The sequence below is a fragment of the Streptomyces sp. NPDC026246 genome (assembly GCF_055567995.1).
In genome coordinates this window covers 268,884-295,363 of sequence record NZ_JBVHPJ010000003.1, presented here as the reverse complement: position 1 = coordinate 295,363, position 26,480 = coordinate 268,884, and the positions used below count along the sequence as shown (strand labels likewise).

At 72.6% G+C, this 26,480-nt stretch carries 28 protein-coding genes; 18 read left to right on the top strand and 10 right to left on the bottom strand.

Annotation, left to right across the window (positions count from 1 at the left end):
• Positions 1-7 precede the first annotated feature (7 nt).
• The 3 genes from ACZ4M5_RS09535 (at position 8) to ACZ4M5_RS09525 (ending at position 1,100) form a co-directional block, all read left to right on the top strand.
• Positions 8-217 carry an acyl-CoA carboxylase epsilon subunit gene (locus tag ACZ4M5_RS09535; RefSeq protein WP_467734729.1) on the top strand — a complete coding sequence of 70 codons (210 nt, stop codon included), beginning with the start codon at positions 8-10 and terminating at the stop codon, positions 215-217.
• Between the two features lie 102 nt (positions 218-319).
• A complete protein-coding gene (mmpB, locus tag ACZ4M5_RS09530; protein WP_333932515.1) occupies positions 320-448 on the top strand; it encodes a morphogenic membrane protein MmpB in 129 nt (42 codons plus the stop codon).
• Positions 449-479: 31 nt separating this feature from the next.
• The gene (locus ACZ4M5_RS09525; RefSeq protein ID WP_467734728.1) at positions 480-1,100 is read left to right on the top strand and encodes a Maf family protein; all 621 of its coding nucleotides are present in this window, start codon (positions 480-482) and stop codon (positions 1,098-1,100) included.
• Here the strand turns inward: ACZ4M5_RS09525 and ACZ4M5_RS09520 are convergent.
• Positions 1,069-1,545: a hypothetical protein gene (locus ACZ4M5_RS09520; RefSeq protein WP_467734727.1), complete on the bottom strand. Its 477-nt coding sequence runs from the start codon at positions 1,543-1,545 to the stop codon at positions 1,069-1,071. The two genes, ACZ4M5_RS09525 and ACZ4M5_RS09520, sit on opposite strands and share 32 nt — an antisense overlap.
• 334 nt (positions 1,546-1,879) lie before the next feature.
• Here ACZ4M5_RS09520 and ACZ4M5_RS09515 point away from each other — a divergent pair, with 334 nt between their 5' ends.
• Positions 1,880-3,652, top strand: coding sequence for an acetyl/propionyl/methylcrotonyl-CoA carboxylase subunit alpha (locus tag ACZ4M5_RS09515; RefSeq protein ID WP_467734725.1), 1,773 nt, complete (start codon positions 1,880-1,882; stop codon positions 3,650-3,652).
• Positions 3,653-3,797: 145 nt separating this feature from the next.
• On the opposite strand, the gene ACZ4M5_RS09510 is transcribed toward ACZ4M5_RS09515, so the two are convergent.
• Together ACZ4M5_RS09510 and ACZ4M5_RS09505 are read right to left on the bottom strand one after the other, a co-directional pair.
• Positions 3,798-4,775 carry a DeoR/GlpR family DNA-binding transcription regulator gene (locus ACZ4M5_RS09510; protein ID WP_467734723.1) on the bottom strand — a complete coding sequence of 326 codons (978 nt, stop codon included), beginning with the start codon at positions 4,773-4,775 and terminating at the stop codon, positions 3,798-3,800.
• Positions 4,776-4,942: 167 nt separating this feature from the next.
• Positions 4,943-6,391: an NAD(P)H-quinone dehydrogenase gene (locus tag ACZ4M5_RS09505; protein WP_451876634.1), complete on the bottom strand. Its 1,449-nt coding sequence runs from the start codon at positions 6,389-6,391 to the stop codon at positions 4,943-4,945.
• 95 nt (positions 6,392-6,486) lie between these two features.
• On the opposite strand from ACZ4M5_RS09505, the gene ACZ4M5_RS09500 reads away from it, so the two are divergent.
• The 3 genes from ACZ4M5_RS09500 (at position 6,487) to ACZ4M5_RS09490 (ending at position 9,828) form a co-directional block, all read left to right on the top strand.
• Positions 6,487-6,924, top strand: coding sequence for a gamma-glutamylcyclotransferase family protein (locus ACZ4M5_RS09500; protein ID WP_467734721.1), 438 nt, complete (start codon positions 6,487-6,489; stop codon positions 6,922-6,924).
• 104 nt (positions 6,925-7,028) lie between these two features.
• Positions 7,029-7,853, top strand: a complete 825-nt coding sequence (locus ACZ4M5_RS09495; RefSeq protein ID WP_467734719.1) for a purine-nucleoside phosphorylase — start codon at positions 7,029-7,031, stop codon at positions 7,851-7,853.
• A 343-nt stretch (positions 7,854-8,196) separates the two neighbouring features.
• Positions 8,197-9,828 carry a phospho-sugar mutase gene (locus tag ACZ4M5_RS09490; protein WP_467734717.1) on the top strand — a complete coding sequence of 544 codons (1,632 nt, stop codon included), beginning with the start codon at positions 8,197-8,199 and terminating at the stop codon, positions 9,826-9,828.
• Positions 9,829-10,059: 231 nt separating this feature from the next.
• Here ACZ4M5_RS09490 and ACZ4M5_RS09485 read toward each other — a convergent pair whose 3' ends face one another.
• Together ACZ4M5_RS09485 and ACZ4M5_RS09480 are read right to left on the bottom strand one after the other, a co-directional pair.
• Entirely contained in the window at positions 10,060-10,419 is a 360-nt protein-coding gene (locus ACZ4M5_RS09485; RefSeq protein ID WP_467734715.1) for a DUF6204 family protein, read from the bottom strand.
• A 404-nt stretch (positions 10,420-10,823) separates the two neighbouring features.
• Positions 10,824-11,510, bottom strand: a complete 687-nt coding sequence (locus ACZ4M5_RS09480; RefSeq protein WP_467734713.1) for a PH domain-containing protein — start codon at positions 11,508-11,510, stop codon at positions 10,824-10,826.
• Positions 11,511-11,646: 136 nt separating this feature from the next.
• Here ACZ4M5_RS09480 and deoC point away from each other — a divergent pair, with 136 nt between their 5' ends.
• From deoC to ACZ4M5_RS09465, 3 genes are read left to right on the top strand one after another with little or no spacing between them, the layout of a single operon-like run.
• Positions 11,647-12,609 carry a deoxyribose-phosphate aldolase gene (gene deoC, locus ACZ4M5_RS09475; RefSeq protein ID WP_467734711.1) on the top strand — a complete coding sequence of 321 codons (963 nt, stop codon included), beginning with the start codon at positions 11,647-11,649 and terminating at the stop codon, positions 12,607-12,609.
• Positions 12,610-12,630: 21 nt separating this feature from the next.
• Positions 12,631-14,088 (top strand): aldehyde dehydrogenase family protein, encoded by a 1,458-nt coding sequence (locus ACZ4M5_RS09470; protein ID WP_467734709.1) that lies wholly within the window; start codon positions 12,631-12,633, stop codon positions 14,086-14,088.
• Positions 14,089-14,979, top strand: a complete 891-nt coding sequence (locus ACZ4M5_RS09465) for an aldehyde dehydrogenase family protein (protein ID WP_467734707.1) — start codon at positions 14,089-14,091, stop codon at positions 14,977-14,979.
• Between the two features lie 70 nt (positions 14,980-15,049).
• Here ACZ4M5_RS09465 and ACZ4M5_RS09460 read toward each other — a convergent pair whose 3' ends face one another.
• Complete coding sequence (locus ACZ4M5_RS09460) at positions 15,050-15,457, bottom strand: hypothetical protein (protein WP_467734705.1); 408 nt, start codon at positions 15,455-15,457, stop codon at positions 15,050-15,052.
• Positions 15,458-15,513: 56 nt separating this feature from the next.
• Here ACZ4M5_RS09460 and ACZ4M5_RS09455 point away from each other — a divergent pair, with 56 nt between their 5' ends.
• Entirely contained in the window at positions 15,514-16,218 is a 705-nt protein-coding gene (locus tag ACZ4M5_RS09455) for a uridine kinase (protein WP_467734703.1), read from the top strand.
• A gap of 169 nt (positions 16,219-16,387) precedes the next feature.
• On the opposite strand, the gene ACZ4M5_RS09450 is transcribed toward ACZ4M5_RS09455, so the two are convergent.
• Positions 16,388-17,161 carry a SigE family RNA polymerase sigma factor gene (locus ACZ4M5_RS09450; protein WP_467734701.1) on the bottom strand — a complete coding sequence of 258 codons (774 nt, stop codon included), beginning with the start codon at positions 17,159-17,161 and terminating at the stop codon, positions 16,388-16,390.
• Positions 17,162-17,393: 232 nt separating this feature from the next.
• Between ACZ4M5_RS09450 and afsQ1 the strand changes: the two genes are divergently transcribed.
• The 5 genes from afsQ1 (at position 17,394) to ACZ4M5_RS09425 (ending at position 21,329) form a co-directional block, all read left to right on the top strand.
• Positions 17,394-18,071: a two-component system response regulator AfsQ1 gene (gene afsQ1, locus ACZ4M5_RS09445; RefSeq protein WP_158101933.1), complete on the top strand. Its 678-nt coding sequence runs from the start codon at positions 17,394-17,396 to the stop codon at positions 18,069-18,071.
• Positions 18,068-19,666 carry an ATP-binding protein gene (locus ACZ4M5_RS09440; RefSeq protein WP_467734698.1) on the top strand — a complete coding sequence of 533 codons (1,599 nt, stop codon included), beginning with the start codon at positions 18,068-18,070 and terminating at the stop codon, positions 19,664-19,666. Before afsQ1 ends, ACZ4M5_RS09440 begins: the two co-directional genes overlap by 4 nt.
• Positions 19,666-20,376 carry a hypothetical protein gene (locus ACZ4M5_RS09435; RefSeq protein ID WP_467734696.1) on the top strand — a complete coding sequence of 237 codons (711 nt, stop codon included), beginning with the start codon at positions 19,666-19,668 and terminating at the stop codon, positions 20,374-20,376. Before ACZ4M5_RS09440 ends, ACZ4M5_RS09435 begins: the two co-directional genes overlap by 1 nt.
• 95 nt (positions 20,377-20,471) lie before the next feature.
• On the top strand, positions 20,472-21,053 hold the full coding sequence (locus ACZ4M5_RS09430; protein WP_467734694.1) for a VanZ family protein: 582 nt from the start codon (positions 20,472-20,474) through the stop codon (positions 21,051-21,053).
• 63 nt (positions 21,054-21,116) lie between these two features.
• The gene (locus tag ACZ4M5_RS09425; RefSeq protein ID WP_467734692.1) at positions 21,117-21,329 is read left to right on the top strand and encodes a PspC domain-containing protein; all 213 of its coding nucleotides are present in this window, start codon (positions 21,117-21,119) and stop codon (positions 21,327-21,329) included.
• An 87-nt stretch (positions 21,330-21,416) separates the two neighbouring features.
• Here ACZ4M5_RS09425 and ACZ4M5_RS09420 read toward each other — a convergent pair whose 3' ends face one another.
• Complete coding sequence (locus ACZ4M5_RS09420) at positions 21,417-21,770, bottom strand: ATP-binding protein (RefSeq protein ID WP_467734690.1); 354 nt, start codon at positions 21,768-21,770, stop codon at positions 21,417-21,419.
• A gap of 139 nt (positions 21,771-21,909) precedes the next feature.
• Positions 21,910-23,067, bottom strand: coding sequence for an adenosine deaminase (locus ACZ4M5_RS09415; RefSeq protein WP_467734688.1), 1,158 nt, complete (start codon positions 23,065-23,067; stop codon positions 21,910-21,912).
• A 122-nt stretch (positions 23,068-23,189) separates the two neighbouring features.
• Here ACZ4M5_RS09415 and ACZ4M5_RS09410 point away from each other — a divergent pair, with 122 nt between their 5' ends.
• Entirely contained in the window at positions 23,190-23,948 is a 759-nt protein-coding gene (locus ACZ4M5_RS09410) for an alpha/beta hydrolase (RefSeq protein WP_467734686.1), read from the top strand.
• Positions 23,949-24,026: 78 nt separating this feature from the next.
• On the opposite strand, the gene ACZ4M5_RS09405 is transcribed toward ACZ4M5_RS09410, so the two are convergent.
• The gene (locus tag ACZ4M5_RS09405) at positions 24,027-24,989 is read right to left on the bottom strand and encodes a LysR family transcriptional regulator (protein WP_467734684.1); all 963 of its coding nucleotides are present in this window, start codon (positions 24,987-24,989) and stop codon (positions 24,027-24,029) included.
• 63 nt (positions 24,990-25,052) lie between these two features.
• On the opposite strand from ACZ4M5_RS09405, the gene ACZ4M5_RS09400 reads away from it, so the two are divergent.
• Positions 25,053-26,324 (top strand): MFS transporter, encoded by a 1,272-nt coding sequence (locus ACZ4M5_RS09400; protein ID WP_467734682.1) that lies wholly within the window; start codon positions 25,053-25,055, stop codon positions 26,322-26,324.
• Positions 26,325-26,480 lie beyond the last annotated feature (156 nt).

Below are 26,480 nucleotides of genomic sequence, written 5' to 3'. Positions count from 1 at the left end.
AGCCGCCATGAACATCAAGGTCCTGCGAGGCAACCCGACCCCGGAGGAGCTGGCCGCCGCCCTGGCGGTGGTCAGGGCGCGCGCCGCGGCGGCCGCCGCGGCGCCGTCCGGCGCGCCCACGCCGCGCGACGCGTGGTCCGACCCGTCCCGCATCGCGGCCCACCGCCTGCCCCAGCCGGGGCCGACCGCGTGGGGCCGCACCTACTGGCCGGGGTGACACCTCCCCTCGTCGTACGAGGGACCCGGTAGCGGAACGCGGGGCGCCGATTTGAGTACGCCTACTCAGGCGCCCCGCCCCGCCGGGCCGCACGCTGGGGTCATGCTGTGGTCCGACCCCGAGAACGAACCGCCCGAGGAACTGCGTGACATGCAGGGCATGCTGCGGCGGCTGAGCGTTCTCCTGGCGGTGGCCATGGTGCTGGTGATGATCGGGATCGGCGTGAGGTGAGCCGGCCCGCCCGGGTGACTAATCTGACGGCATGACCGCTCAGCGCAGCAGGCGACTCGTCCTCGCCTCCCAGTCCCCCGCCCGGCTCGGTCTGCTCCGCCAGGCCGGCCTCGCCCCCGAGGTGATCGTCAGCGGCGTCGACGAGGACGCCGTCACCGCCCCCACCCCCGCCGAACTGGCGCTCGCCCTCGCCGAGGCGAAGGCCTCCGTCGTGGCCGCCCGCCCGGAGGCCAAGGGCGCGCTGGTCATCGGCTGCGACTCCGTGCTCGACCTGGACGGCAAGGCGCTGGGCAAGCCCGCGCACGCCGAGGAGGCCACCGCCCGCTGGAAGGCGATGCGCGGCCGGGCCGGCACCCTCCAGACGGGCCACTGCGTGTACGACACGGTCACCGGCCGGTACGTCTCCGCCACCGCGTCGACGGTCGTCCATTTCGGTGAACCCACCGACGAGGAGGTCGCCGCCTACGTGGCCTCCGGCGAACCCCTCCACGTCGCCGGTGCGTTCACCCTGGACGGCCGTTCCGCCCCGTTCATCGACGGCATCGACGGCGACCACGGCAACGTCATCGGCATCAGCCTGCCCCTGGTCCGGCGGTTGCTGGCCGAACTGGGCGTGGGCATCACGGAGTTGTGGGCGCCGGCGGAGAGGTGACCGTGGGCCCGCCGTCGCCCGGGCCGTCCTCGGGCGCGGCGCCGGCGGGCGCGGCCGGACGGTCGTACGTCATCAGCAGCAGCACGATCAGGGCGAGCACCAGCATCATGAAGAGGAACGCGGGCGGGCCCACCGGGCCCCAGGTGAACGCCCCGAGCAGCCCGTGCACCACGGCCGCGCTGACCAGCAGCACCCGCCCGAAGCCGGCCGGGCGCTGGTCCCGCAGCGCCACGAGCAGGGCGACCAGGCCGCACACCGCGAAATAGAGCCCGAAGACGATCCCGCCGATCTTCGACGACACCGACATCATGTGCGGATCGAGCCCGGCCAGCGACATGTCCTGCCGGTCGACGGCCATCCCCAGGAACCAGTTCAGCGCGGCGATGCCGAACGCCTCGGCGAACAGCACGACCGCCACGACCCACGCCACCGGCCTGCGCACCACGCGCCCCCTTCCGCCGTTCGGGACACCGCGAAGGCTACTCACGGGTAAACGGAGGAACAAGGGTCCGGCGGCAGGCAAAGAATCATTGGGCCATTCGTAGGGACTCCACAAAGAAACAGAGTGGCCCGCAGCACGTGATGACAGAGACCTTGACCACAGGAGACGGCTAGGGTTTCCCGGAGGAGTACTGCGTTCTGCGGTGCGACAAGGGATTTCGCAGGTCGAGCGAGCCTCGAATCACGCTCCGTGTGGGCAAGCTCACCATTGGGGACGGGTCGAAGTGCCGTGTCGGCAGTCCCTAAACTCGGCTTGTTTCAAGGAGGGAGCCTCAATCGTGCGCAAGGTGCTCATCGCCAACCGTGGCGAAATCGCTGTCCGCGTGGCCCGGGCCTGCCGGGACGCCGGGATCGCGAGCGTGGCCGTCTACGCCGACCCGGACCGGGACGCTCTGCATGTCCGCGCCGCGGATGAGGCGTTCGCCCTGGGCGGTGACACCCCGGGCACCAGCTACCTCGACATCGAGAAGGTGCTGAAGGCCGCCCGGGAGTCGGGCGCGGACGCGATCCACCCCGGGTACGGCTTCCTCTCGGAGAACGCCGAGTTCGCCCAGGCGGTGCTGGACGCGGGTCTGATCTGGATCGGCCCGCCGCCGCAGGCGATCCGCGACCTCGGTGACAAGGTGGCCGCCCGGCACATCGCCCAGCGCGCCGGCGCCCCGCTGGTGGCCGGCACGCCCGACCCGGTCTCCGGCGCGGAGGAGGTCGTCGCCTTCGCCGAGGAGCACGGCCTGCCCATCGCCATCAAGGCGGCGTTCGGCGGCGGCGGCCGCGGCCTGAAGGTCGCCCGCACCCTCGAAGAGGTGCCCGAGCTGTACGACTCCGCCGTCCGCGAGGCCGTGGCGGCCTTCGGCCGGGGCGAGTGCTTCGTCGAGCGTTACCTCGACAAGCCCCGCCACGTGGAGACCCAGTGCCTGGCCGACCAGCACGGCAACGTGGTCGTCGTCTCCACCCGTGACTGCTCGCTGCAGCGCCGCCACCAGAAGCTGGTGGAGGAGGCCCCCGCGCCGTTCCTGTCCGAGGCGCAGATGGAGGAGCTGTACTCCGCCTCCAAGGCGATCCTGAAGGAGGCCGGCTACGTCGGCGCCGGCACGGTCGAGTTCCTCGTCGGCATGGACGGCACGATCTCCTTCCTGGAGGTCAACACCCGCCTCCAGGTGGAGCACCCGGTCACCGAGGAGGTCGCCGGCATCGACCTGGTGCGCGAGATGTTCCGCATCGCCGACGGCGAGGAACTCGGCTACGGCGACCCGGAGCTGCGCGGTCACTCCTTCGAGTTCCGCATCAACGGCGAGGACCCGGGCCGCAACTTCCTGCCCGCGCCCGGCACCGTGACCACCTTCGCCCCGCCGTCCGGTCCGGGTGTCCGGCTGGACGCGGGCGTGGAGTCCGGCTCGGTCATCGGCCCGGCGTGGGACTCCCTGCTGGCCAAGCTGATCGTCACCGGCCGTACGCGCAAGGAGGCGCTGGAGCGGGCCGCGCGTGCGCTGGAGGAGTTCCAGGTCGAGGGCATGGCCACGGCCATCCCGTTCCACCGCGCGGTGGTGAAGGACCCGGCGTTCGCGCCCGAGCTCACCGGTTCCGCCGAGCCCTTCACGGTCCACACGCGGTGGATCGAGACGGAGTTCGTCAACGAGATCAAGCCGTTCGCGGCACCCGCGGACGCGGAGGCGGACGAGGAGGCGGGCCGCGAGACGGTCGTCGTCGAGGTCGGCGGCAAGCGCCTGGAGGTCTCCCTGCCGTCGTCGCTGGGCATGTCCCTGGCCCGTACGGGCCTCGCGGCCGGCGCCAAGCCGAAGCGCCGCGCGGCGAAGAAGTCCGGCCCCGTCGCCTCCGGTGACACGCTGACCTCGCCGATGCAGGGCACGATCGTCAAGGTCGCGGTCGAGGAGGGCCAGGAGGTCAAGGAGGGCGACCTGGTCGTCGTCCTGGAGGCCATGAAGATGGAGCAGCCCCTCAACGCCCACCGCTCCGGCACGATCAAGGGCCTGTCGGCGGAGATCGGCGCGTCGGTGACGTCGGGCGCGGCGATCTGCGAGATCAAGGACTGACCCCCGAAGGACCACCGTCTGCGGCGCGCCCCCACCCCGGGGACGCGCCGCAGGCGTTTCCACCGGGCCACCGGCCCACCACGTCACGGCGTCGGTCGGCGGCCAACCGTGACGTGGAGCGCCCGCCCGGCCGGCCGCAGGCGCGTCAGCGGCGGCGCAGGTCCGCCACCCGGGCCCGTTCGGCCGCCGGGCCCTGCTCGCCGAGCATCGCGGTGGAGCGCAGCGCGCCGCCCCCGCCGCCCGGCACCTGCCGCCGGGGTCCCGGCAGCGGCACGTCCCGGCGCTGCTGGCGCGCCGGGGCGGCATCACCCCCGGAGCCTGCCGCTCCCGTGGTACCTCCCTGCCCGCCGGCCACGGCGATCTGCACGCCCTGGTCGGCGAGGGCCTGGAGCTCCGTCCCGGCCCGGTCGTCGTGCGCGGGCGGCTCGTCCGTCACGAGGCGGGTGATGAGGTCCGTCGGCACGGTCTGGAACATGGTGTCCGTACCCAGCTTGGTGTGGTCCGCGAGGACCACGACCTCCGCCGCGGCCTGCACCAGCGCCCGGTCGACGGACGCGGACAGCATGTTGGACGTGGACAGCCCCCGCTCGGCGGTCAGCCCGCTCCCGGACAGGAACGCCCGCGACACCCGCAGCCCGTGCAGGGACTGCTCGGCCCCGCTGCCGACGAGGGCGTAGTTTGAACCGCGGAGTGTTCCGCCGGTCATCACGACCTCGACCCGGTTGGCGTGGGCCAGTGCCTGCGCCACTAGGAGCGAGTTGGTGACGACGGTCAGGCCGGGCACCCGGGCGAGCCGGCGGGCCAGCTCCTGGGTCGTCGTACCCGCCCCGACCACGATCGCCTCGCCCTCTTCCACGAAGTTCGCGGCGAGGTCGGCGATGGCGGTCTTCTCGGCGGTCGCGAGATGAGACTTCTGCGGAAAGCCGGACTCCCGCGTGAAACCGCCCGGCAGTACCGCACCGCCGTGCCGGCGGTCGAGGAGTCCTTCTGCCTCCAGCGCGCGCACGTCCCGCCGTACGGTCACTTCGGAGGTCTGGACGACGCGGGCGAGCTCACGGAGCGACACGGCTCCGTTCGCTCGCACCATTTCGAGGATCAATTGGCGACGTTCTGCAGCGAACACGAAACTGACAGTAACGCCAGCGACCGTCTGCTTTCAGCAGTTTGCGCTGAATAGCAGAAGATGTTCGCAGCGGACCCCGCGTAGTGGTATAAGGCCTAGTCCCGCCGCCTATGCCGCCCGCACGGTCGGACACTCCTCGTGAGCGGCGGGGGAACGGAACCGGCCTCTCAGCCCTCGGCCGACTCCTTGCGCGTGTGCAACTGCCGTGCCACCTCGGCGATCGAGCCCGACAGGGACGGGTAGACGGTGAAGGCGTTCGCGATCTGTTCGACCGTCAGATTGTTGTCGACCGCGATCGAGATGGGGTGGATCAGTTCCGAGGCGCGCGGGGCCACGACCACACCGCCGACGACGATGCCCGTGCCGGGACGGCAGAAGATCTTGACGAAGCCGTCGCGGATGCCCTGCATCTTGGCGCGCGGGTTGCGCAACAGCGGCAGCTTCACGACCCGCGCGTCGATCTTCCCGCCGTCGACGTCGGACTGCGTGTAGCCGACGGTCGCGATCTCCGGGTCCGTGAAGACGTTCGAGGAGACGGTCTTCAGGTCCAGCGGCGCCACCGCGTCGCCCAGGAAGTGGTACATGGCGATGCGCCCCTGCATGGCGGCGACCGACGCGAGGGCGAACACCCCGGTCACGTCACCGGCCGCGTACACACCGGGAGCGGTCGTGCGCGAGACCTTGTCGGTCCAGATGTGCCCGGAGTCGCGCAGCCGGACACCGGCCTCCTCCAGCCCCATGCCGGCGCTGTTGGGCACGGCGCCGACGGCCATGAGGCAGTGCGAGCCGGTGATGACCCGCCCGTCGGACAGGGTCACCTCGACCCGGTCCCCCACCCGCTTGGCCGACTGCGCGCGGGTACGGCCCATCACGTTCATGCCGCGCCGCCGGAAGACGTCCTCCAGGACGGCGGCGGCGTCCGGGTCCTCACCGGGCAGCACGCGGTCCCGCGACGACACGAGCGTCACGCGGGAGCCCAGGGCCTGGTAGGCGCCGGCGAACTCGGCGCCGGTCACGCCCGAGCCGACCACGATGAGTTCCTCGGGCAGCTCGTCGAGGTCGTAGACCTGCGTCCAGTTCAGGATCCGCTCGCCGTCGGGCTGGGCGTCGGGCAGCTCGCGGGGGTGTCCGCCGGTGGCGATGAGGACCGCGTCGGCGGTGAGAGTCTCCTCGCTCCCGTCGGCGGCGCGCACGACGACCTTGCGCGACCCGTCGAGGGCCTGCATGCCCTCCAGCCGCCCGCGCCCGCGCACGACACGCGCCCCGGCACGCGTCACGGAAGCCGTGATGTCGTGCGACTGGGCGAGCGCGAGCCGCTTCACACGCCGGTTGACCTTGCCCAGGTCCACGCCCACCACCCGGGCGGCCTGCTCGATGTGCGGGGTGTCGTCGGCGACGATGATCCCCAGCTCCTCGTACGAGGAGTCGAAGGTGGTCATCACCTCGGCCGTGGCGATGAGAGTCTTCGACGGGACGCAGTCGGTCAGCACCGACGCCCCGCCCAGACCGTCGCAGTCGACGACGGTCACCTCCGCGCCGAGTTGAGCGGCCACCAGGGCCGCTTCGTATCCGCCGGGTCCGCCACCGATGATCACGATCCGAGTCACGTACTCCATTGTCCCGCACTCAACAAGGGGACACCGCCCGGGGGCCCGCCGACGGGCCGGTCGTTACCCGAGTGACGCCGGAGCACCTGCCGTACCCTTCCCCCATGTCGCTCTACGCCGCGTACGCCGGCAACCTCGACGCGCGGCTGATGTCCCGCCGCGCCCCGCACTCGCCGCTGCGCGCCACCGGCTGGCTGAACGGATGGCGGCTGACCTTCGGCGGCGAGCACATGGGCTGGGAGGGCGCGCTGCCGACGATCGTGGAGGACCCCCTCTGCCAGGTCTTCGTCTCGCTGTACGACATCGCCCCCATGGACGAGGAGTCGCTGGACCGCTGGGAGGGCGTGGGGCTCGACATCTACCGCCGCACACGCGTACGGGTGCACACGCTGGACGGCGAGGAGTCCGCGTGGGCCTTCACCCTGAACGCGTACGAGGGCGGTCTGCCCTCCGCCCGCTACCTGGGCGACATCGCCGACGCGGCGGAGTCGGCCGGGGCCCCGCACGACTACGTGATGGAGCTGCGCAAGCGCCCCTGCTGAGGGCGCGCCCGGGCCCCGCTCGTCGGAAACGACAAGACAACGATCGCCACCCCGTGAGCTTTGACATCTACGCGCGTAGGCAATCAGCGGCTACCCTCATGCGCGTGAACGCATCTCTTCTTCCGGACGACATCCAGGGCGACCCGCACGCGGCCGCCGACGCCGCCGCGGCCCGCCTGCGCGAACTGACGGGCGCCGAGACCCACGACGTCGCCCTCGTGATGGGCTCCGGCTGGGCCCCGGCCGTGGACGCGCTGGGCGCCCCCGAGGCCGAGTTCCAGGTCACCGAGCTGCCCGGCTTCCCGCCGCCGGCGGTGGAGGGCCACGGAGGCAAGATCCGCTCGTACCGCATCGGCAACAAGCGGGCGCTGGTCTTCCTGGGCCGTACGCACTACTACGAGGGCCGCGGTGTGGCGGCGGTCGCGCACGGCGTGCGCACCGCGGTCGCCGCGGGCGTCAAGACGGTCGTGCTGACCAACGGCTGCGGCGGCCTGCGCGAGGGCATGCGTCCCGGCCAGCCGGTCCTGATCAGCGACCACATCAACCTCACGGCCACCTCCCCGATCATCGGCGCGAACTTCGTCGACCTGACCGACCTGTACTCGCCGCGCCTGCGCGCCCTGTGCAAGGAGGTCGACCCCACGCTGGAGGAGGGCGTCTACGCCCAGTTCCCCGGCCCCCACTACGAGACCCCGGCGGAGATCCGCATGGCCCGGGTCATCGGCGCGGACCTGGTGGGCATGTCGACGGTCCTGGAGGCGATCGCCGCGCGCGAGGCCGGCGCGGAGGTCCTCGGCATCTCCCTGGTGACGAACCTCGCCGCCGGCATGACGGGCGAGCCGCTGAACCACGAGGAGGTCCTCCAGGCGGGCCGCGACAGCGCCACCCGCATGGGCTCCCTGCTGGCTCAGGTCCTGGACCGCCTCTAAGGGCCGCTTCTGCAGGTCGTCCGGCGGCTGCGGGCCCGTAGTGGCTGGTCGCGCAGTTCCCCGCGCCCCCAGGGGGTGCAGCCGCAGCCGCCCACAGCCATCGGGACGCAGCCGCACCCGCCGGACGACGCAAGGGGTCGCGTCGGGGGGTGTCCGCCCGCAGCGGTTGGCGCGTCAACGGACGGTTAGTCGGTATCCGACCCCATCGCGCCGTTCCGAGGACGGACACCCCCCGGCGCGGCCCCGACCCACCACCCGGCGTCACGCGCGACGCGCACACCCCCCGCAGCGGCACAGGCCGCCGCAGGCACACCACACACGACGGAGAGGCTGACACCGAACCGTGCACGAAGAACTCATCGCACAGGCCCAGACCTGGCTCGCCGAGGATCCCGACCCGGACACCCGCGCCGAACTCGCGGGCCTCCTCGACGCCCGGGACCACTCCGAGCTCGCCGCCCGCTTCGCCGGCACGCTCCAGTTCGGCACCGCCGGCCTCCGCGGCGAACTCGGCGCCGGCCCCATGCGCATGAACCGCACGGTCGTCACCCGCGCCGCCGCGGGCCTGGCCGCGTACCTCAGGAAGCAGGGGCACGGCGACGGCCTGGTCGTCATCGGCTACGACGCCCGCCACAAGTCGGCCGACTTCGCGCGCGACACCGCCGCCGTCATGACCGGCGCGGGCCTGCGCGCGGCCCTGCTGCCGCGCCCGCTGCCCACGCCGGTGCTCGCGTTCGCGATAAGGCACCTCGGCGCGGTCGCCGGTGTCGAGGTCACCGCCAGCCACAACCCGCCCCGCGACAACGGCTACAAGGTCTACCTCGGCGACGGCTCCCAGATCGTCCCGCCCGCCGACGCGGAGATCGCCGCCGAGATCGAGGCGATCGGCAGCCTGACCGACGTCCCCCGGCCCGACAGCGGCTGGGACACGCTCGACGACGGCGTCCTCGACGCCTACCTCGCCCGCACGGACGCGGTCCTGGCCGAGGGCTCCCCGCGCACCGCCCGCACGGTGTACACGGCGATGCACGGCGTCGGCAAGGACGTCCTGCTGGCCGCGTTCGCCCGCGCCGGCTTCCCCGAGCCGGTCCTCGTCGCGGAGCAGGCCGAGCCGGACCCGGAGTTCCCGACCGTCGCGTTCCCCAACCCGGAGGAGCCCGGCGCGATGGACCTGGCGTTCGCCAAGGCCCGCGAGACCGGCCCGGACCTCGTCGTCGCCAACGACCCGGACGCGGACCGCTGCGCCGTCGCCGTGCGGGACGGCGACGGCTGGCGCATGCTCCGGGGTGACGAGGTCGGCGCGCTCCTCGCCGCCCACCTCGTCCAGCGCGGCGCGACCGGCACCTTCGCCGAGTCGATCGTCTCCTCCTCGCTGCTCGGCCGCATCGCCGAGAAGGCGGGCCTGCGGCACGTGGAGACCCTCACCGGGTTCAAGTGGATCGCCAGGGCGGAGGGCCTGCGCTTCGGCTACGAGGAGGCGCTGGGCTACTGCGTCGACCCCGACGGCGTGCGCGACAAGGACGGCATCACGGCCGCGCTGCTGATCACGGAGCTGGCGTCCCGGCTCAAGGAGGAGGGCCGCACCCTCCTGGATCTGCTGGACGATCTTGCGGTGGAGCACGGGCTGCACGCGACGGACCAGCTGTCGGTCCGCGTCGAGGACCTCTCGGTGATCCCGACGGCCATGACCCGCCTGCGCGAGCACCCGCCGACGCAGCTCGCGGGCCTGCCGATCACCCGCACGGAGGACCTCACCCGGGGCACGGAGTCCCTCCCGCCCACGGACGGTCTGCGCTACACCCTGGACGGGGCGCGGGTGATCGTGCGCCCGAGCGGCACGGAGCCGAAGCTGAAGTGCTACCTGGAGGTCGTCGTCCCGGTCGCCTCCCGCACGGACCTGCCCGAGGCCCGGGCGAAGGCGACGGAGATCCTGGAGGCCGTCAAGCGCGACCTCGCGACGGCCGCGGGCATCTGACAGGACAGGGCGCCCGGCGGACACCGGGCGCCTCCACGGCCGTAGCGGCTTGAGGGGTGCTTCCCCGGAGCGGACCGGCGGTGCCGCGCGGCGAGCCTCCGCCCTTGCCGCCCGGCAGTCCGTCCGGCGGACTCACCGGATCGAAGGCGGCCCGCCCGACCCCCGTCGGCGGGCGCCCGGTCCCCCTACGGACCCGGCGGCCCCGCGCCGCCGGGCGACCGTCCCGAACCCCTACGCCATCTTCTTCGCGGCCTCACGCCGCTGCCGCTTGCCCAGGGGCGCCTGGGAGAGGTCCTCGGCCGAGGACCGCAGGTTCTTGTAGCCGTACCCGCGCTCCTCCAGCCACGACCGCGCGGCGTTCTCGGCCCGCTCGGTGGCCTCCAGGATGTCCTCCTCGGCGTCCCCGGAGTCCAGGAACCGGAAGGTGAAGGCGGGGCGCGCGGCCACGTCGTAGGACAGGTGCCCCTCGGGCGTGAAGGCCGCGTGCAGCATGTCGTGCTCCGCGGCGCGCTCCAGCAGCGCGGCCCGTTGGTCGTCGCTCAGCCCGTCGAAGACGCCGCGCACGGTGACGCGGAAGGTACGAGTGCTCATCCCCCGAACCTAGGCTCACGGCCCTGCCCGCTCCACTGCTTTTCGGCGGGGCCCCAGGCCCGGGCGCGCAGGGAGGGCCACACGCGGCGAGCGGTCCACCCGCCCACAGGCCGAGCCCGCCCACGACGGCCAACCGCCCGCAGGCCCCTGGCGCCACAAGGCGGCGCGCCCACCGGCCCGCAGGCCCCTGGCGCCACAAGGCGGCGCGCCCACCGGCCCACAGGGAACGACAAGGGTCCCCCCGACCACCACCCCGCCTCGGAGCCGACCACCGCACAGAACGGACGACCGGCAACCAGCCGGCCCACGAGGCGACTGTCCGGGCGGCCGGCCTCCGACCCTCAAGGCCGGGCCGTCGCGCACCCCGCCGCCCAGAAGGCCGCAGCGGCCTCGTCGGCCGAAGGTCAGCCCGCCGCCAGCAGGATCAGCACCAGGACCGCCCCGGCGGCCGCCGGGCCCATGATCTCGTAGGCCCATCGCACGGTGACCTCGCCCTGCGCCGACGCGAACCCGTGCCGGTCCTCGTGCAGGGCCCGCAGGTCGTCCATGATCCGGTCGGTCTCGGCCCGCACCGGCCCGTCGGACATGGTCCCGCCGCCGCGCCCGGCCGCGAACCCGAGCGCACCGCCGCCGTCCTGGCCCAGCTGCCGCCGGGCCTGCGCCGTCGCGCGCATCTCGCGCCGTCTGGCCCGCTTGCGGGCCCGCAGCGAGACGGGGACGGCCCACAGCTGGTACTTGGTGCCGGACTGGGTGAGGACCTCGTTCGAGTAGGCGGACTTCAGGGCGGCAACCTCTCCCCAGGGCAGCACGATGACGCGGAAGGGGTTGCGGATCCGCAGCCGGTCCTCCCCGACGTACACCGCCGGCCGCAGCGTGAAGGCGACGACCAGCGGCACCACGAGGAGCAGGACGGCGAGCGCCAGCCAGGGGGTGCGGCCGTCCCCGTTGACCACCGCGTCGATGCCGATCCACGCGGCGATGGCGAGCAGCATCACGCCGCCGGCGATGGCCGGAACCGACCGGTGGACCCGGTCCCCGGACGAGGAGTCCGGGGGCTGCGGCGCGGGTGACTGGGAATCGGGGCTCGTCATGCCTCGATTCTGCCGGACCTTCCTCGCCCCACAGCCCCGGGCCCACCCGGACCCCCCGGGAGGCGGGGCGCCCGGGCTCCGGAAAATCCGGGGGCTGTACAGCCGCTACGCGCGTAGATATGCTCGTCTGGTGACCATGCCCAGTTCTGCACTCACCGCAGCTCACCCCCTCAAGGACGTCGCCTCGTCCGACACCGCGCTGCGCCGCTTCCTCCACGGGCTCCCCGGCGTCGACGCGGTCGGACTAGAGGGGCGTGCGGCCTCCCTCGGCACCCGCTCGATCAAGACGACCGCCAAGGCGTACGCGATCGACCTCGCCATCTCGATGGTCGACCTGACGACGCTGGAAGGCGCGGACACCCCGGGCAAGGTCCGGGCGCTCGGCGCGAAGGCGGTCAGGCCCGACCCGACCGACCGCACGACGCCCACGACGGCCGCGGTCTGCGTCTACCCCGACATGGTGGCCGTGGCCAAGGAGGCCGTCGCCGGCTCCGGCGTGAAGGTCGCCTCGGTGGCGACGGCGTTCCCGGCCGGCCGCGCCTCGCTCGACGTGAAGCTGGCCGACGTGCGCGAGGCCGTCGCCGCCGGCGCCGACGAGATCGACATGGTCATCGACCGCGGGGCGTTCCTCGCGGGGCGATACTTGAAGGTGTACGACGAGATCGCCGCCGTGAAGGAGGCCTGCGGCACCTCCGCGCGTCTGAAGGTCATCTTCGAGACGGGCGAGCTCTCGACGTACGACAACATCCGCCGCGCGAGCTGGCTCGGCATGCTGGCCGGCGCGGACTTCATCAAGACCTCCACCGGAAAGGTCGCGGTGAACGCGACCCCGGCGAACACGCTGCTGATGCTGGAGGCGGTGCGCGACTTCCGCGCGCAGACCGGCATCCAGGTCGGCGTGAAGCCGGCCGGCGGCATCCGCACGTCCAAGGACGCCATCAAGTTCCTCGTGCTGGTCAACGAGACGGCGGGTGCGGACTGGCTGGACAACCACTGGTTCCGCTTCGGCGCCTCCTCGCTGCTCAACGACCTGCTGATGCAGCGCCAGAAGCTGGCCACCGGCCGCTACTCCGGTCCCGACTACGTGACGGTGGACTGAGACCACATGAACATGGACAACGTGTCTTCGGTATTCGCATACGCCCCCGCCCCCGAGTCCCGCTCGATCGTCGACATCGCGCCGTCCTACGGCCTGTTCATCGACGGCGAGTTCGTCGAGGCGGCGGACGGCAAGGTCTTCAAGACCGTCTCGCCGTCCTCCGAGGAGGTCCTCTCCGAGATCGCCCAGGCCGGTCCGGAGGACGTGGACCGCGCGGTGAAGGCCGCGCGCCGCGCCTTCGGGACGTGGTCGGCGCTGCCGGGCTCGGAGCGCGCCAAGTACCTGTTCCGCATCGCCCGGATCATCCAGGAGCGCAGCCGGGAGCTGGCCGTCCTGGAGACGCTGGACAACGGCAAGCCGATCAAGGAGACCCGCGACGCCGACCTGCCCCTGGTCGCCGCGCATTTCTTCTACTACGCGGGCTGGGCCGACAAGCTCGACCACGCCGGCTTCGGTGCGAACCCGAGGCCCCTCGGTGTGGCGGGCCAGGTCATCCCGTGGAACTTCCCGCTGCTGATGCTGGCGTGGAAGATCGCCCCGGCGCTCGCGACGGGCAACACGGTCGTGCTGAAGCCGGCGGAGACCACTCCCCTCTCGGCGCTGTTCTTCGCGGACATCTGCCGCCAGGCGGGCCTGCCCAAGGGCGTCGTCAACATCCTGCCGGGTTTCGGCGACTCGGGCGCGGCGCTGGTCGCCCACCCGGACGTGGACAAGGTGGCCTTCACCGGGTCCACGGCCGTCGGCAAGGAGATCGCCCGCACGGTCGCGGGGACGAAGAAGAAGGTCACGCTGGAACTGGGCGGCAAGGGCGCGAACATCGTCTTCGACGACGCCCCGATCGACCAGGCCGTCGAGGGCATCGTCAACGGAATCTTCTTCAACCAGGGCCAGGTCTGCTGCGCCGGCAGCCGCCTGCTGGTGCAGGAGTCGATCCAGGAGGAGCTGCTCGACTCGCTCAAGCGGCGTCTGTCCACGCTGCGCCTCGGTGACCCGCTGGACAAGAACACCGACATCGGAGCGATCAACTCCGAGGAGCAGCTCACCCGCATCACCTCGCTCGTCGAGCAGGGCGAGGCGGAGGGCGCCGAGCGCTGGTCCCCGGCCTGCGAACTGCCCGAGAGCGGCTACTGGTTCGCCCCGACGCTGTTCACCAACGTCACCCAGGCGCACACCGTCGCCCGGGACGAGATCTTCGGCCCGGTGCTGTCGGTGCTGACGTTCCGCACCCCGGACGAGGCCGTCGCCAAGGCCAACAACACGCCGTACGGCCTGTCCGCCGGCATCTGGACGGAGAAGGGCTCGCGCATCCTGGCGGTGGCGAACAAGCTCCGCGCGGGCGTCGTCTGGTCCAACACGTTCAACAAGTTCGACCCGACCTCGCCGTTCGGCGGCTACAAGGAGTCGGGCTCCGGCCGCGAGGGCGGCCGTCACGGCCTGGAGGCGTACCTCGCCCCGTCGAGCCCGGAGGGCGAGCGTTAAATGAATGCAGTTGACCGTCTCAGTGTGTTCAAGACCTACAAGCTGTACGTCGGCGGGAAGTTCCCGCGTTCCGAGAGCGGCCGGGTGTACGAGGTGACCGACGCAAAGGGCAACTGGCTGGCCAACGCTCCCCTGTCGTCCCGCAAGGACGCCCGGGACGCGGTCGTCGCGGCCCGCAAGGCGTTCGGCGGCTGGTCCGGGGCGACGGCGTACAACCGGGGCCAGGTGCTCTACCGCGTCGCCGAGATGCTGGAGGGCCGCCGGGACCAGTTCGTGCGCGAGGTGGCCGACGCGGAGGGCCTGTCGAAGTCCAAGGCGGCCGCGGTCGTCGACGCGACGATCGACCGCTGGGTCTGGTACGCGGGCTGGACCGACAAGATCGCCCAGGTCGTCGGCGGCGGCAACCCGGTCGCGGGCCCGTTCTTCAACCTGTCCTCCCCCGAGCCGACGGGTGTGGTGGCGGTGCTGGCGCCCCAGGAGTCGTCCTTCCTGGGCCTGGTGTCGGTGCTCGCCCCGGTGATCGCCACCGGCAACACCGCCGTCGTGGTGGCCAGCGAGAAGGCCCCGCTGCCCGCGCTGTCCCTGGCCGAGGTGCTGGCCACCTCGGACGTGCCGGGCGGCGTGGTCAACGTCCTGTCGGGCCGCACGGCGGAGATCGCCGCGCCGCTCGCCGCCCACCAGGACGTCAACGCGATCGACCTCGCGGGCGCCGACGAGGCGCTGGCGAAGGAGCTGGAGATCGCCGCGGCCGACAACCTCAAGCGCGTCCTCCGTCCACAGCCTGTGGATTACGCGCGGACGCCCGGCACCGACCGCATGACGGCGTTCCTGGAGACCAAGACGGTCTGGCACCCGACGGGTTCGCTGGGCGCGTCGGGTTCCAGCTACTAGGCGCCCCGCAGCCGAAGCCCCGGCCCTCCTCCGTCCGGGAGGGCCGGGGCTTCTTCCGTGCCCGCGTCCCCTACCGCTGCGACAGCAGTCCGGCCGCCTGCCCCACCACCGGGATGCCCGCGATCGACTGGGCCTGCGCGACCGGCCCCGTCAGCGCCTGGGAGGTCAGCGGCCGGAAGTCGCCGAGCTGGGTGCCCACGCCGTTGTCCAGCGGGTCGACTCCCGTGCCGGCGAGCGGATTGGGCTTGAGGCCGGCGACCGGCCCGGTGACGTAGCCGACGGTGCCCGTGGCGGCCTGGAGGCCCGACTGGGGGTCGATCTTGCCGAGCGAGGTCGGGCGGGTGTTGACCACGCCCAGGATCGAGGTCGTGTCCGCCGCGGCCGACGCCGTGCCCGCGCCGAGCGCCACGCCCGCGGTCGCGAGGACGGCCAGGGCCCGGTGGGCGGTCGGCTGCTTGGGAGAGTCGTGTCGGGCCATGACTGCCACCTTCTGATGCACTGGGTAATCGATTCAGGACCGAGGGTAGTTGAGGTGTGACGCGCGCATCAAAGACGACCCGCAGGGTCGTACGGCGCCCGGTGGATGCCTCACACTGGTGTCCCGTGAGTTCCCCTCTGCCCATACAGACCCGAGTCGTGCTGCTCTGCGGCCCCTCCGGCTCCGGCAAGTCCCTCCTCGCGGCCCGCTCCGGCCTCCCGGTGCTGCGGCTCGACGACTTCTACAAGGAGGGCGACGACCCGACTCTGCCGCTGGTGGCGGGGAGCTCCGACATCGACTGGGACCACCCGGACTCCTGGGACGCGGATGCGGCCGTGGCCGCCATCGTCGACCTGTGCGGCACCGGCCGTACGGATGTCCCGGTCTACGACCTGTCGCTGAGCGCCCGCACCGGCGCCGAGACGGTCGAGATCGGCCGGACCCCGCTGTTCATCGCGGAGGGCATCTTCGCCGCGGAGATCGTCACGCGCCTGCGGGAGCTGGGTGTGCTGGCCGACGCGCTGTGCCTGAGCCGCGGGGCGGTGAAGACGTTCCGCCGCCGCTTCCTGCGCGATCTGCGGGAGGGCCGCAAGTCGGTGCCGTTCCTGCTGCGCCGCGGCTGGCGGCTGATGCGGCAGGAGCGTTCGATCGTCGCCCGCCAGACCGCACTCGGCGCCTATGCCTGCGACCGCGACGAGGCGATGGGCCGCCTGGCGTCCGCGGCGGCGGGCCACTGCGCGGGTCTGCGCACGGCGGCCTGAGAGGAACGCGGGACGAGCGCGCACGAAAACGGGGCTGGACGGACCCCCCGGCCCTCCAGCCCCGCTTCGGTGCTCCCCCGTGTCCCCCACTCTTCCGAAGCGGACGCCCCCCAGCGCCCCTCCGGTTTCCCCCGTGGGTCCCACCCCTTGTGGTGCTTCCCCCCTACCTTCAGGCGACGAGCTCGCCGAAGGCGTCCTCCTCGTCACGGCCGAAGCTGAGGACCTCGTCCTCGCGCAGCCGGCGGAGCGACCGCCAGATGCTGGACTTCACCGTGCCGACACTGATGTCGAGGATCTCCGCGATCTCCGGGTCCGTGCGGCCCTCGTAGTAGCGCAGGACCAGCATGGTGCGCTGGAGTTCGGGCAGCCGGGCCAGCGCCTGCCACAGGACCGCGCGCAGTTCGGTGCCGCGCATCGCGTCCGTGTCGCCGGGCGTCTCCGGCAGTTCCTCGGTCGGGTACTCGTTGAGCTTGCGGCGCCGCCAGGCGCTGATGTGCAGGTTGGTCATGGTGCGGCGGAGGTATCCGCCGACCGCGGCCTTATCGCTGATCCGGTCCCACGCCCGGTAGGTCGAGAACAGCGCGCTCTGCAGCAGGTCCTCGGCCTCGAAGCGGTCACCGGTCAGGTGGTAGGCGGTTGCGTACAGGGAGGCGCGGCGCTCCTGGACGTAGGCGGTGAACGCCGCTTCGGCATCCACGGTCTCCGCCGGCGAGCTGCGCTCCCCCGAGCCCTCCCTGTACGCGGCTCCCCCGTGAGCCGCCCCCGTCCCCTTGTCCTCCCCCGTGCGTGCGTCGACCACCGTCATGATCCCGGTGTGCTGACGCCCCGTACCGCGAGCGCACCCCCGTGCCCCCCCGAGCTCGCGGCTGCGGTCGGTGCCCCGGTTCACGTCGTGCAGACGCGTGATCACTGCGCTGGTGCTGGTGCCGTGCAGCGTGTTCATCTCGCGCCCCCCGTCGTGGACTTCCGGTGTGCGGCCCGCCGGAGCGGGCTGCCTTCCCTGTGCCGAAAAGCTTGCCGCGGCACTTTCATCGCCGTGTCCGCCGACTGTCACAGACCTGTCACAGGGGTCGGTCACAGGAAGAGCACACTCTTCACAGGAGTCGCCGGTGCCGGAGCAACCGTGTGCGCCCCACCGGTCGAACCCCGGGCCCTCCATGGGCCAGAATGAGCCCGTGCCTTCCCTGTTGCTGATCGAGGACGACGACGCCATCCGGACGGCCCTGGAGCTCTCTCTGACGCGCCAGGGCCATCGCGTGGCGACCGCTGCCAGCGGTGAGGACGGTCTGAAGCTCCTGCGCGAGCAGCGGCCGGACCTGATCGTGCTGGATGTGATGCTGCCCGGCATCGACGGGTTCGAGGTGTGCCGGCGCATCCGGCGCACGGACCAGTTGCCGATCATCCTGCTGACCGCGCGCAACGACGACATCGACGTGGTGGTCGGGCTGGAGTCCGGTGCCGACGACTACGTGGTGAAACCGGTGCAGGGACGGGTGCTGGACGCCCGTATCCGGGCCGTGCTGCGGCGCGGCGAGCGCGAGTCCAACGACGCGGCCACGTTCGGCAGCCTGGTCATCGACCGTTCGGCGATGACCGTGACGAAGAACGGCGAGGACCTCCAGCTCACGCCGACCGAGCTGCGGCTGCTGCTGGAGCTCAGCCGGCGGCCGGGGCAGGCGCTGTCGCGGCAGCAGTTGCTGCGGCTGGTGTGGGAGCACGACTACCTGGGCGACTCGCGGCTGGTGGACGCCTGTGTCCAGCGGCTGCGCGCCAAGGTCGAGGACGTGCCGTCGTCCCCGACGCTCATCCGTACCGTGCGGGGTGTGGGCTACCGGCTGGATCCGCCTCAGTGACCCAGCAGCACCCAGGGGGGAACCGCGGCTGGACCGCGGAGCGCAAGGGAGTTCTGTCGCGGCTGCGTTTCACGAGCCTGCGGCTGAGGCTGGTCCTGGTCTTCGCACTGGTGGCCCTGACGGCGGCCGTGTCCGCGTCCGGCATCGCGTACTGGCTCAACCGCGAGGCCGTGCTCACCCGCACGCAGGACGCCGTGCTGCGGGACTTCGAGCAGGAGATGCAGAACCGGGCGGGCGCGTTGCCCGAGCGGCCCACGCAGGACGAACTGCAGCACACCGCGGGCCGGATGGCCGGCAGTGACCAGCGGTTCAGTGTGCTGCTGGTCGCCGAGAACCCCGACGGCCGGACCGTCTACGGCAGCTCCGGCGGACTGAGCGGCTTCTCGCTGCGGGACGTGCCGGCCTCCCTGCGCACGGCGGTGAACAGGACGCAGAAGGTCGACGGGGCGAACAAGTACCCGCACCACCTGTACTGGCAGCGGATAGTCCGCCACGACACCCCGTACCTGGTGGCCGGGACACGGGTGATCGGCGGCGGTCCGACCGGCTACATGCTCAAGTCGCTGGAGCCGGAGGCCAAGGACCTCAACTCGCTGGCCTGGTCGCTGGGCATCGCCACCGGCCTGGCGCTGATCGGCTCGGCGCTGCTCGCGCAGGCCGCCGCGACGACCGTGCTGAAGCCGGTGCAACGGCTCGGGGCGGCGGCCCGGCGGCTCGGCGAGGGCAGGCTCGACACCCGGCTGAGGGTGTCCGGCACCGACGAACTCGCCGATCTGTCACGGACGTTCAACAACGCGGCCGAGGCGCTGGAGAAGCGGGTCGCGGACATGGCGGGGCGCGACGAGGCGTCCCGGCGGTTCGTCGCGGACATGAGCCACGAGCTGCGGACGCCGCTCACCGCCATCACCGCCGTCACGGAGGTGCTGGAGGAGGAGCTGGAGGCCGAGACCGGGAGCATGGACCCGATGATCGAGCCGGCCGTGCGGCTCGTCGTCAGCGAGACACGGCGGCTGAACGACCTGGTGGAGAACCTGATGGAGGTCACCCGCTTCGACGCCGGCACCGCCCGGCTCGTCCTGGACGACGTCGACGTGGCCGACCAGATCACCGCCTGCATCGACGCCCGGGCCTGGCTGGACGCGGTGGAGCTGGACGCCGAGCGCGGGATCCACGCCCGGCTGGACCCGCGCCGCCTGGACGTCATCCTGGCCAACCTCATCGGCAACGCGCTCAAGCACGGCGGCTCGCCGGTGCGGGTGTCGGTACGGGTGGCGGACGACTGGGTCGTCATCGAGGTGCGGGACCACGGCCCCGGCATCCCCGAGGACGTGCTGCCGCACGTCTTCGACCGCTTCTACAAGGCCAGCGCCTCGCGCCCGCGTTCGGAGGGCAGCGGGCTGGGCCTGTCCATCGCCCTGGAGAACGCCCACATCCACGGCGGCGAGATCACCGCGGCCAACTCCGACGCGGGTGCGGTGTTCACGCTGCGGCTGCCGCGCGACACGTCCGCGTCCCCGGACGAGCCGTCCGGGGACGGGCCGGACTCGGGGGACGACGGCCCGCAGCGGGGCACGGACGCCAAGGGGGACGCCTGATGCACGTACGACGCCCATGGGCCCGGACGGCCGCCCGGGTCCCCGGCGACGGCCCCGTGACCGTGCGCCGGGCCGCGGGACGCCCCGCCGGCCGGCCGGGGCACGTGCGGGGTGCCGTCCGCCTCGCCGCGCTTCCCGCGCTCGCCCTGCTGCTCGCCGGCTGCGGGATCCGGGCCACCGAGGTGCCGACGAACTTCGGGCCCGCGCCCTCGCGGGTGCAGTGCTCGCTGTCCGAGGCCGACACGGCGACCCAGGCCGCCCGTGGCCTGCCGGTCCGGGTGTTCCTGCTGTGCGGGTCCTCGCTGGTGACCGTCGACCGGACCGTGCGGGTCGCGGACGGCGCGGCCGACTCCGAGCGGCGCCTGCTCGTGGCGCAGGGGCTGCTGGACCAGCTCGCGACGCCGCCGTCACCGGCCGAGAAGGAGGCCGGCTACAGCACCGACGTCCGTGAGGGCATCACCGCCGGCGGGCCCCGGCCCGGCGACCCGGAGGACACGCTGCGGCTGAGCACGGCCCCCGACGGCCTCACCTCGTACGCCCTGGCGCAGATCGTGTGCACCTTCTCCGACTCGGCGGCGGCCCAGGGCGACGGTTCGGTGGTCCTCGGCGGACCCGGCGCCGGTCCCCCGCGCCGCTACGAGTGCACCGAGGAGGTCCGGGCCCGTCCCGGCAGCAACGAGCCGCCGTCGAAGGACGCGGCCGGGGAGTGAACCGGCCGGGCCCCGCCGGGCTGTGGCGCATGCCTCACCCGTGTGCGGGGGCCCGGCGCGGAACCGATCCGGCCGGACGCGGCGTCTTGGGGGTCGTGCAGCGTCAAGGCTCCATCGGCGGCAGCGCCGCGTTCCGCATCCGGGTGACAGGAGGTGTCCTCCTCGTCGCACACCTGGCGTTCGTCGCCTGGTTCACGCTGCGGCCGCTGGACGTGCCCTGGGTGATGCCGGCCAACCTGCGGCCGTTCGACGGGGTCAGGGCCGATCTGGTCCTGGGCTGGCCCGCTGCGGTGCGCAGCATCGGGGAGAAGCTGGCGCTGCTGGCACCGCTGGGCGTGCTGCTGCCGCTGGTGGGCGGCCGGCTGACCGGCTCCCCGCTGGCCTCCCTGCTGCGCACGGTCACGGCCGGCGCCCTGCTGTCGACCGTCATCGAGCTGCTGCAGACCGGAGTTCCCGGTCAGGTCGTCGACGTCGACTCGCTGTTCCTGAACACCGCGGGTGTCGCCCTCGCGCACCTCGCGCTGGTCCCGGCCGGCCGCTCCTGGCTGCGCCGCCACGCCGGGCGTCCGGGCCGCGCGGCCACGGCCCCTCAGGAGCCGGCTCAGGGTCGGACCCCGACGATTCCCAGGGTCGGGATCGCCCCGTGGAGCGACGCTTTGCCCCCTTCGTCTCCGTAAGGTCGAGGGCAGATGGGGTACTCGCGGAGAAGACCTCACCGCCCGACGCTGAAGGAGACGCACATGTCCCGCCTCGCCCGCCCCACCCACGGCCGCATGATCGGCGGAGTGTGCGCCGCACTGGCACGGCGCTTCGGCACGTCCGCGACGACGATGCGGGTGATCTTCCTGGTCTCGTGTCTGCTGCCGGGCCCGCAGTTCCTGCTCTACATCGCCCTGTGGATCCTGTTCCCCTCGGAGAGCAAGGCGCAGAGCAAGGCGCAGACGGCCTGGTGACGCCGCAACGCGCGAACGCCGATGGGGCGCTCCCCCGCTGGAGGGGTGCGCCCCATCGGCGTGTGGTGTCCGCCCGGGCGGGAGGGCTCAGCCGACCGGCACGCCGTTCACCGGCAGGCCGTGGGTGGGCAGGTTCTGCACCGGCAGTCCGCCGAGCAGCTTGGCGGCCGGGCCGGTCGGCCCCTCGGCGAGCAGCTGCTCGGCGACCGGCTGCGCGGCGGCGAGGCCGGCACCGGCCGCCGTCTGTCCCTGACCCAGCGCCTCGGCCGAGCCCGGCAGCGTCTGGGAGAGCTGCTCCGCCGGGAGCGCCGCGGTGACGGTCTTCAGCGCCTGGGCGGTGTCGGGGAGGGAGGAGGCCGCGTCGGCGGCGCCCGCACCGGTGGCGGCGAAGGCGGCACCGAGCGCGGCGACGCCGAGGGACTTGACAGCAGACTGCTTCATGAAATGCGTCCTCGAAAAGGGATGACGGGGATGTGAGCGGTCCAGCGACGTTAAACACCGCGCGCCACCCGCCGCAAACATCGAAATGCGGACGATTGGTGAACGCGATCCGCGCCCGCAGAGCCCCGACGTCCGCGAATCACTCCCCCGAAGGTGAAGAACCGCTGGTGGAAGCCGTCTGCCGGAACAGCCATTCGGATTTCAGCTCGGCATATCCGGGCTTGATCACGTCATTGATCATCGCCAGTCGTTCATCGAAAGGAATGAACGCTGATTTCATCGCATTGACGGAGAACCACTGCATGTCGTCGAGCGTGTAGCCGAAGGCCTCGACAAGGTGCTCGAATTCCCGGCTCATGCTGGTGTGGGACATCAGGCGGTTGTCCGTGTTGACCGTGGCGCGGAAGTGCAGCCGGCGCAGCAGCCCGATGGGGTGCTCGGCGTACGAGGAGGCCGCCCCCGTCTGGAGGTTGGAGCTCGGGCACAGCTCCAGCGGGATGCGCTTGTCCCGGACGTAGGAGGCGAGCCGGCCGAGTTCGACGCGGCCGTCCTCGTGGACCTGGATGTCGTCGATGATGCGGACGCCGTGCCCGAGCCGGTCGGCGCCGCACCACTGCAGCGCCTGCCAGATGCTGGGCAGTCCGAAGGCCTCGCCGGCGTGGATGGTGAAGTGGTTGTTCTCGCGCTTGAGGTACTCGAAGGCGTCCAGGTGCCGGGTGGGCGGGTAGCCGGCCTCGGCGCCCGCGATGTCGAAGCCGACGACGCCCAGGTCCCGGTAACGGTTGGCCAGTTCGGCGATCTCCAGGGCGCGGGCCGCGTGGCGCATGGCGGTGAGCAGGGCGCCGACGCGGATGCGCGCGCCGTTCTCCCGGGCGCGCCGCTCGCCTTCCCGGAAGCCCTCGTTGACGGCCTCGACGACCTCCTCGAGGCTCAGCCCGCCCTCCAGGTGCTGCTCGGGGGCGTAGCGCACCTCGGCGTAGACGACGCCGTCCGCGGCGAGGTCCTCGGCGCACTCGGCGGCGACCCGCACGAGGGCGTCGCGGGTCTGCATGACGCCGACCGTGTGGGAGAAGGTCTCCAAGTACCGCTCCAGGGAACCGGAGTCGGCGGCCTCGCGGAACCAGAGGCCGAGCTTGTCCGGGTCGGTGTCGGGGAGCTGGGTGTATCCGGTGTCACGGGCGAGTTCCACGACCGTGGCGGGGCGCAGTCCGCCGTCGAGGTGGTCGTGCAGCAGAACCTTGGGCGCCCGCCGGATCTGGTCCGGTGTCGGGGTGTTCGCGATGGTCTGGCTCGTCATTTCCGCACTCTAACTCCTACGCGCGTAGAGGGCGCCTGCTCGTCGCTTTACGTTTTCGCCGATACGTAACGGTGACCCCGAGGACGGGTCGCGTACACCCACGCTTCTGACACTGTTCTGTCATGGCAGACCAAGCGACGCCGGCTCGCAGGGCCCGGCTGGGAAGGGCATGGGGTCCGGAGCCGGAGGCGGTGAGTGGTGCCGTGCTGCTGCTGCCCGGGGGCGAGGAGATCTCCGGCCGCCGACCGTCCCCGTTGCTGGCGACCGCGTCCGTACGCGCCCTCGGACGCAGGCTGACCCTCGCGGGCCGGGAGGACGGCCTCGCCACGCACGTGGTGCACTACCGCCTGCGCGGCTGGAACGGCGGCGAGGCCAACCTCGCGCAGGACGCCGCGTGGGCGGTGGACGAGGTGGTGCGGCGCTACGGGGACGTCCCGGTGTGCCTGGTGGGACTCGGCATGGGCGGGCGGGCCGGGCTGCGGACGGGCGGGCACGAGGCCGTCAACTCCGTGGTGGCGCTCGCCCCCTGGCTCCCGGCGGAGGACGTGGCGGCGCCACCCGAACCGGTGAAGCAGCTGGCGGGGCGTCAGGTGCTGATCGTGCACGGCACTCACGACGGGCGCACCGATCCGGAGCTGTCGTTCCGGTTCGCGGCGCGGGCGAAGAAGGCGAACCGGGACGTGTGCCGGTTCGAAGTCCATGCCGACGGCCACGGGTTGACCCAGTACCGGGACGAAGTGCTGGCGCTGGCCGAGGACTTCGTGATGGGGGCGCTGTTCGGCAGGCCGCTGTCGCGACCCGTGCGGGACGCGCTGGCCGCGCCGCCGCCGCTGGGGTTGCGGATGCCGTTGGCGGTGGGATTCAGCCCCTCCCGGCGGTAGCGCCAGGCCGGGCGTCGGCGGTCCGCGGGGTGCGGGTGGCAGGTGGCAGGTGGCGCTCGCGCCCTTCCCCGCGCTTGTTCAGGTGGGGAGCAGGCTGCCCCTTCTGGAGAGCAGGAACTTCTTGAACGCCGCCACCGGGGGTGTGTCCGGATGACCCTGGAGCCAGGCGACGCCGATCTCGCGGACGGCTCTCGGGGCCGTGACCGTCAGTTCGACGACACCCGGGCGGGGGACGGCCGGTGGAGGCAGCAGGGCGACCCCGAGACCGGCCGCCACCAGGCCCCGCAGGGTCTCCGCCTCCTCCCCCTCGAAGGCGATCCGGGGCCGGAAGCCGGCCTCCTTGCAGAGGTCGTCGGTGATGCGGCGCAGGCCGTAGCCGGGCTCCAGGGTGACGAACGTTTCCTCCGCGGCCTCGGCCAGGCGGATGCGGCGGCGCCCGGCCAGGGAGTGGTCGGCCGGGACCACCAGGCGGAGCTTCTGCTCGTCCAGACGGCGGGCCACCAGGTCGGGCGCGTCGGGCACCGGGGACGTCAGGCACAGGTCGAGTTCGCCCGCCCGCAGGCGTTCGAGCATGGCCTCGCCGTAGTTCTGGACGAGGCTGAAGCGGACCCGGGGATGGTCGGCGCGGAAGGCGTGCAGGAGGCCGGGGACCGTCTCGGCGCCCATGGTGTGCAGGAACCCGAAGGCGACCTTGCCGCTGGTGGGGTCGGCGTCGGCGCGGACCTCCTCGGCGGCCCGCTCGATCTCGGCCAGGGCGCGTTCGACGGAGGCGAGGAAGGTGCGCCCGGCCGGGGTGAGGGAGACCGTGCGGCCGCGCCGGGCGAACAGGTCGACCCCGAGATCCTGCTCCAGGCGCGCCATGGACCGGGACAGGGTGGACTGCGGGACGTCCATCTCCTGGGCGGCCCGCGTGACGTGCTCGGTACGGGCCACGCCGGCGAAGTACGCCAGGCGCGGGGCCAGCACCCTGGACATCTCCGCGCTGTCTTCTGTGTCACTGGACGGTGACAGGCGCCGCCCTGAACTCGGTTGATGCACCATGGGAACGATTATGACCGTTCCATGCATTGGACGGATCAGTGCGGCGGTCCGTACGTTCGAGGCATGTCTCCCGCCAGTACCGGGGCGTCCACCGTCGTGGGCGCCGATGCCGCTGTCCCTGCCGCCGACTCCCGCATGGTCCCGGGCGGGCCCGGCTACCGCCGGATGAGCCTCGCCCTCTTCCTCGCGGGTGTCGCGACCTTCGCGCTGCTGTACTCGACCCAGGCCCTGCTCCCGCTGATCTCCGGCGAGTTCGGGGTGGCGGCGAGCGACGCGAGCTGGACGGTGGCCGCCGCGACGGGCGGACTGGCGCTGTTCGTCCTGCCGATGAGCGCCCTGTCGGAGCGTTTCGGGCGGCGTACGGTCATGACGGCCTCGCTGGCCGTGGCGGTGACCGTGGGCGTGCTGGTACCCCTCGCTCCTTCTCTCGGCGCGCTGATCGCGCTGCGGGCGCTGCAGGGCGCCGCCCTGGCGGGGCTGCCGGCGTCGGCGACCGCGTACCTCGCGGAGGAGGTCAGTCCCAGGGCGCTGGTGACGGCGATCGGCCTGTTCGTCGCGGGCAACAGCGTCGGCGGGATGAGCGGCCGCGTCATCACCGGCTGGGTGGCACAGGAATGGGGCTGGCGGATCGCCGTCGCGGTGATCGGCGTGATCGCGGTGGCCTGCGCGGTGGCCTTCCGGCTGCTGCTGCCCGCCCCGCGGCACTTCCGGGCCGGCTCCCTGCGCCCGCGCGTGCTGGCGCGGACCGTCCGCGACCACCTGTCCAACCCGCTGCTGCGCCGGCTGTACGCGATCGGCGCGCTGTTCATGACGGTGTTCGGCGGGGTCTACACGGTCATCGGCTACCGGCTGACCGAGGCGCCGTTCTCCCTGCCCCAGGGCATCATCGGCTCGATCTTCCTCGTCTACCTCGTCGGTACGGTCTCGGCGTCCACGGCGGGGCGCCTGGTGGGCCGGCTGGGCCGCCGCGGCGCGCTGTACGCGGGCGGCGGCACGACGGCCGCGGGTCTGCTGCTGTCCCTGGCCGGGTCGCTGCCCCTGGTCCTGCTGGGCCTGGTCCTCATCACGGCGGGCTTCTTCGCGGGCCACGCGGTGGCCTCCTCGGCGGTGAGCAGGACCGCCACGCACGGCCGCGCCCAGGCGTCCGCGCTGTACCAGTCCGCGTACTACATCGGCTCCAGCGCGGGCAGCACGGCCGGCGCGGTCGCCTTCCACGCGGGCGGCTGGGCCGGCACGGTCGGGGTCGGACTGCTGGCCGTGCTGGGCGTCGTGACGATCACCGTCCTCGGCACCCGGGCCGCCCGCGCCGAGCGCCGCCTCGCCACGGCGGTGTGAAACGGGGTCGGCTGCGCCCCCGTCCGTGGATCGTGTGAAGGTCTTCACGGGCGCCGCGGGCGTTCTGGATCACCAGCCCTGAGCTGCGCTTTCGTGCGCTCGGGGGGCCGTTGTCAGTGGGCTGCGGTAGCTTCCGAAGTGCTGGGGCGCAATGGC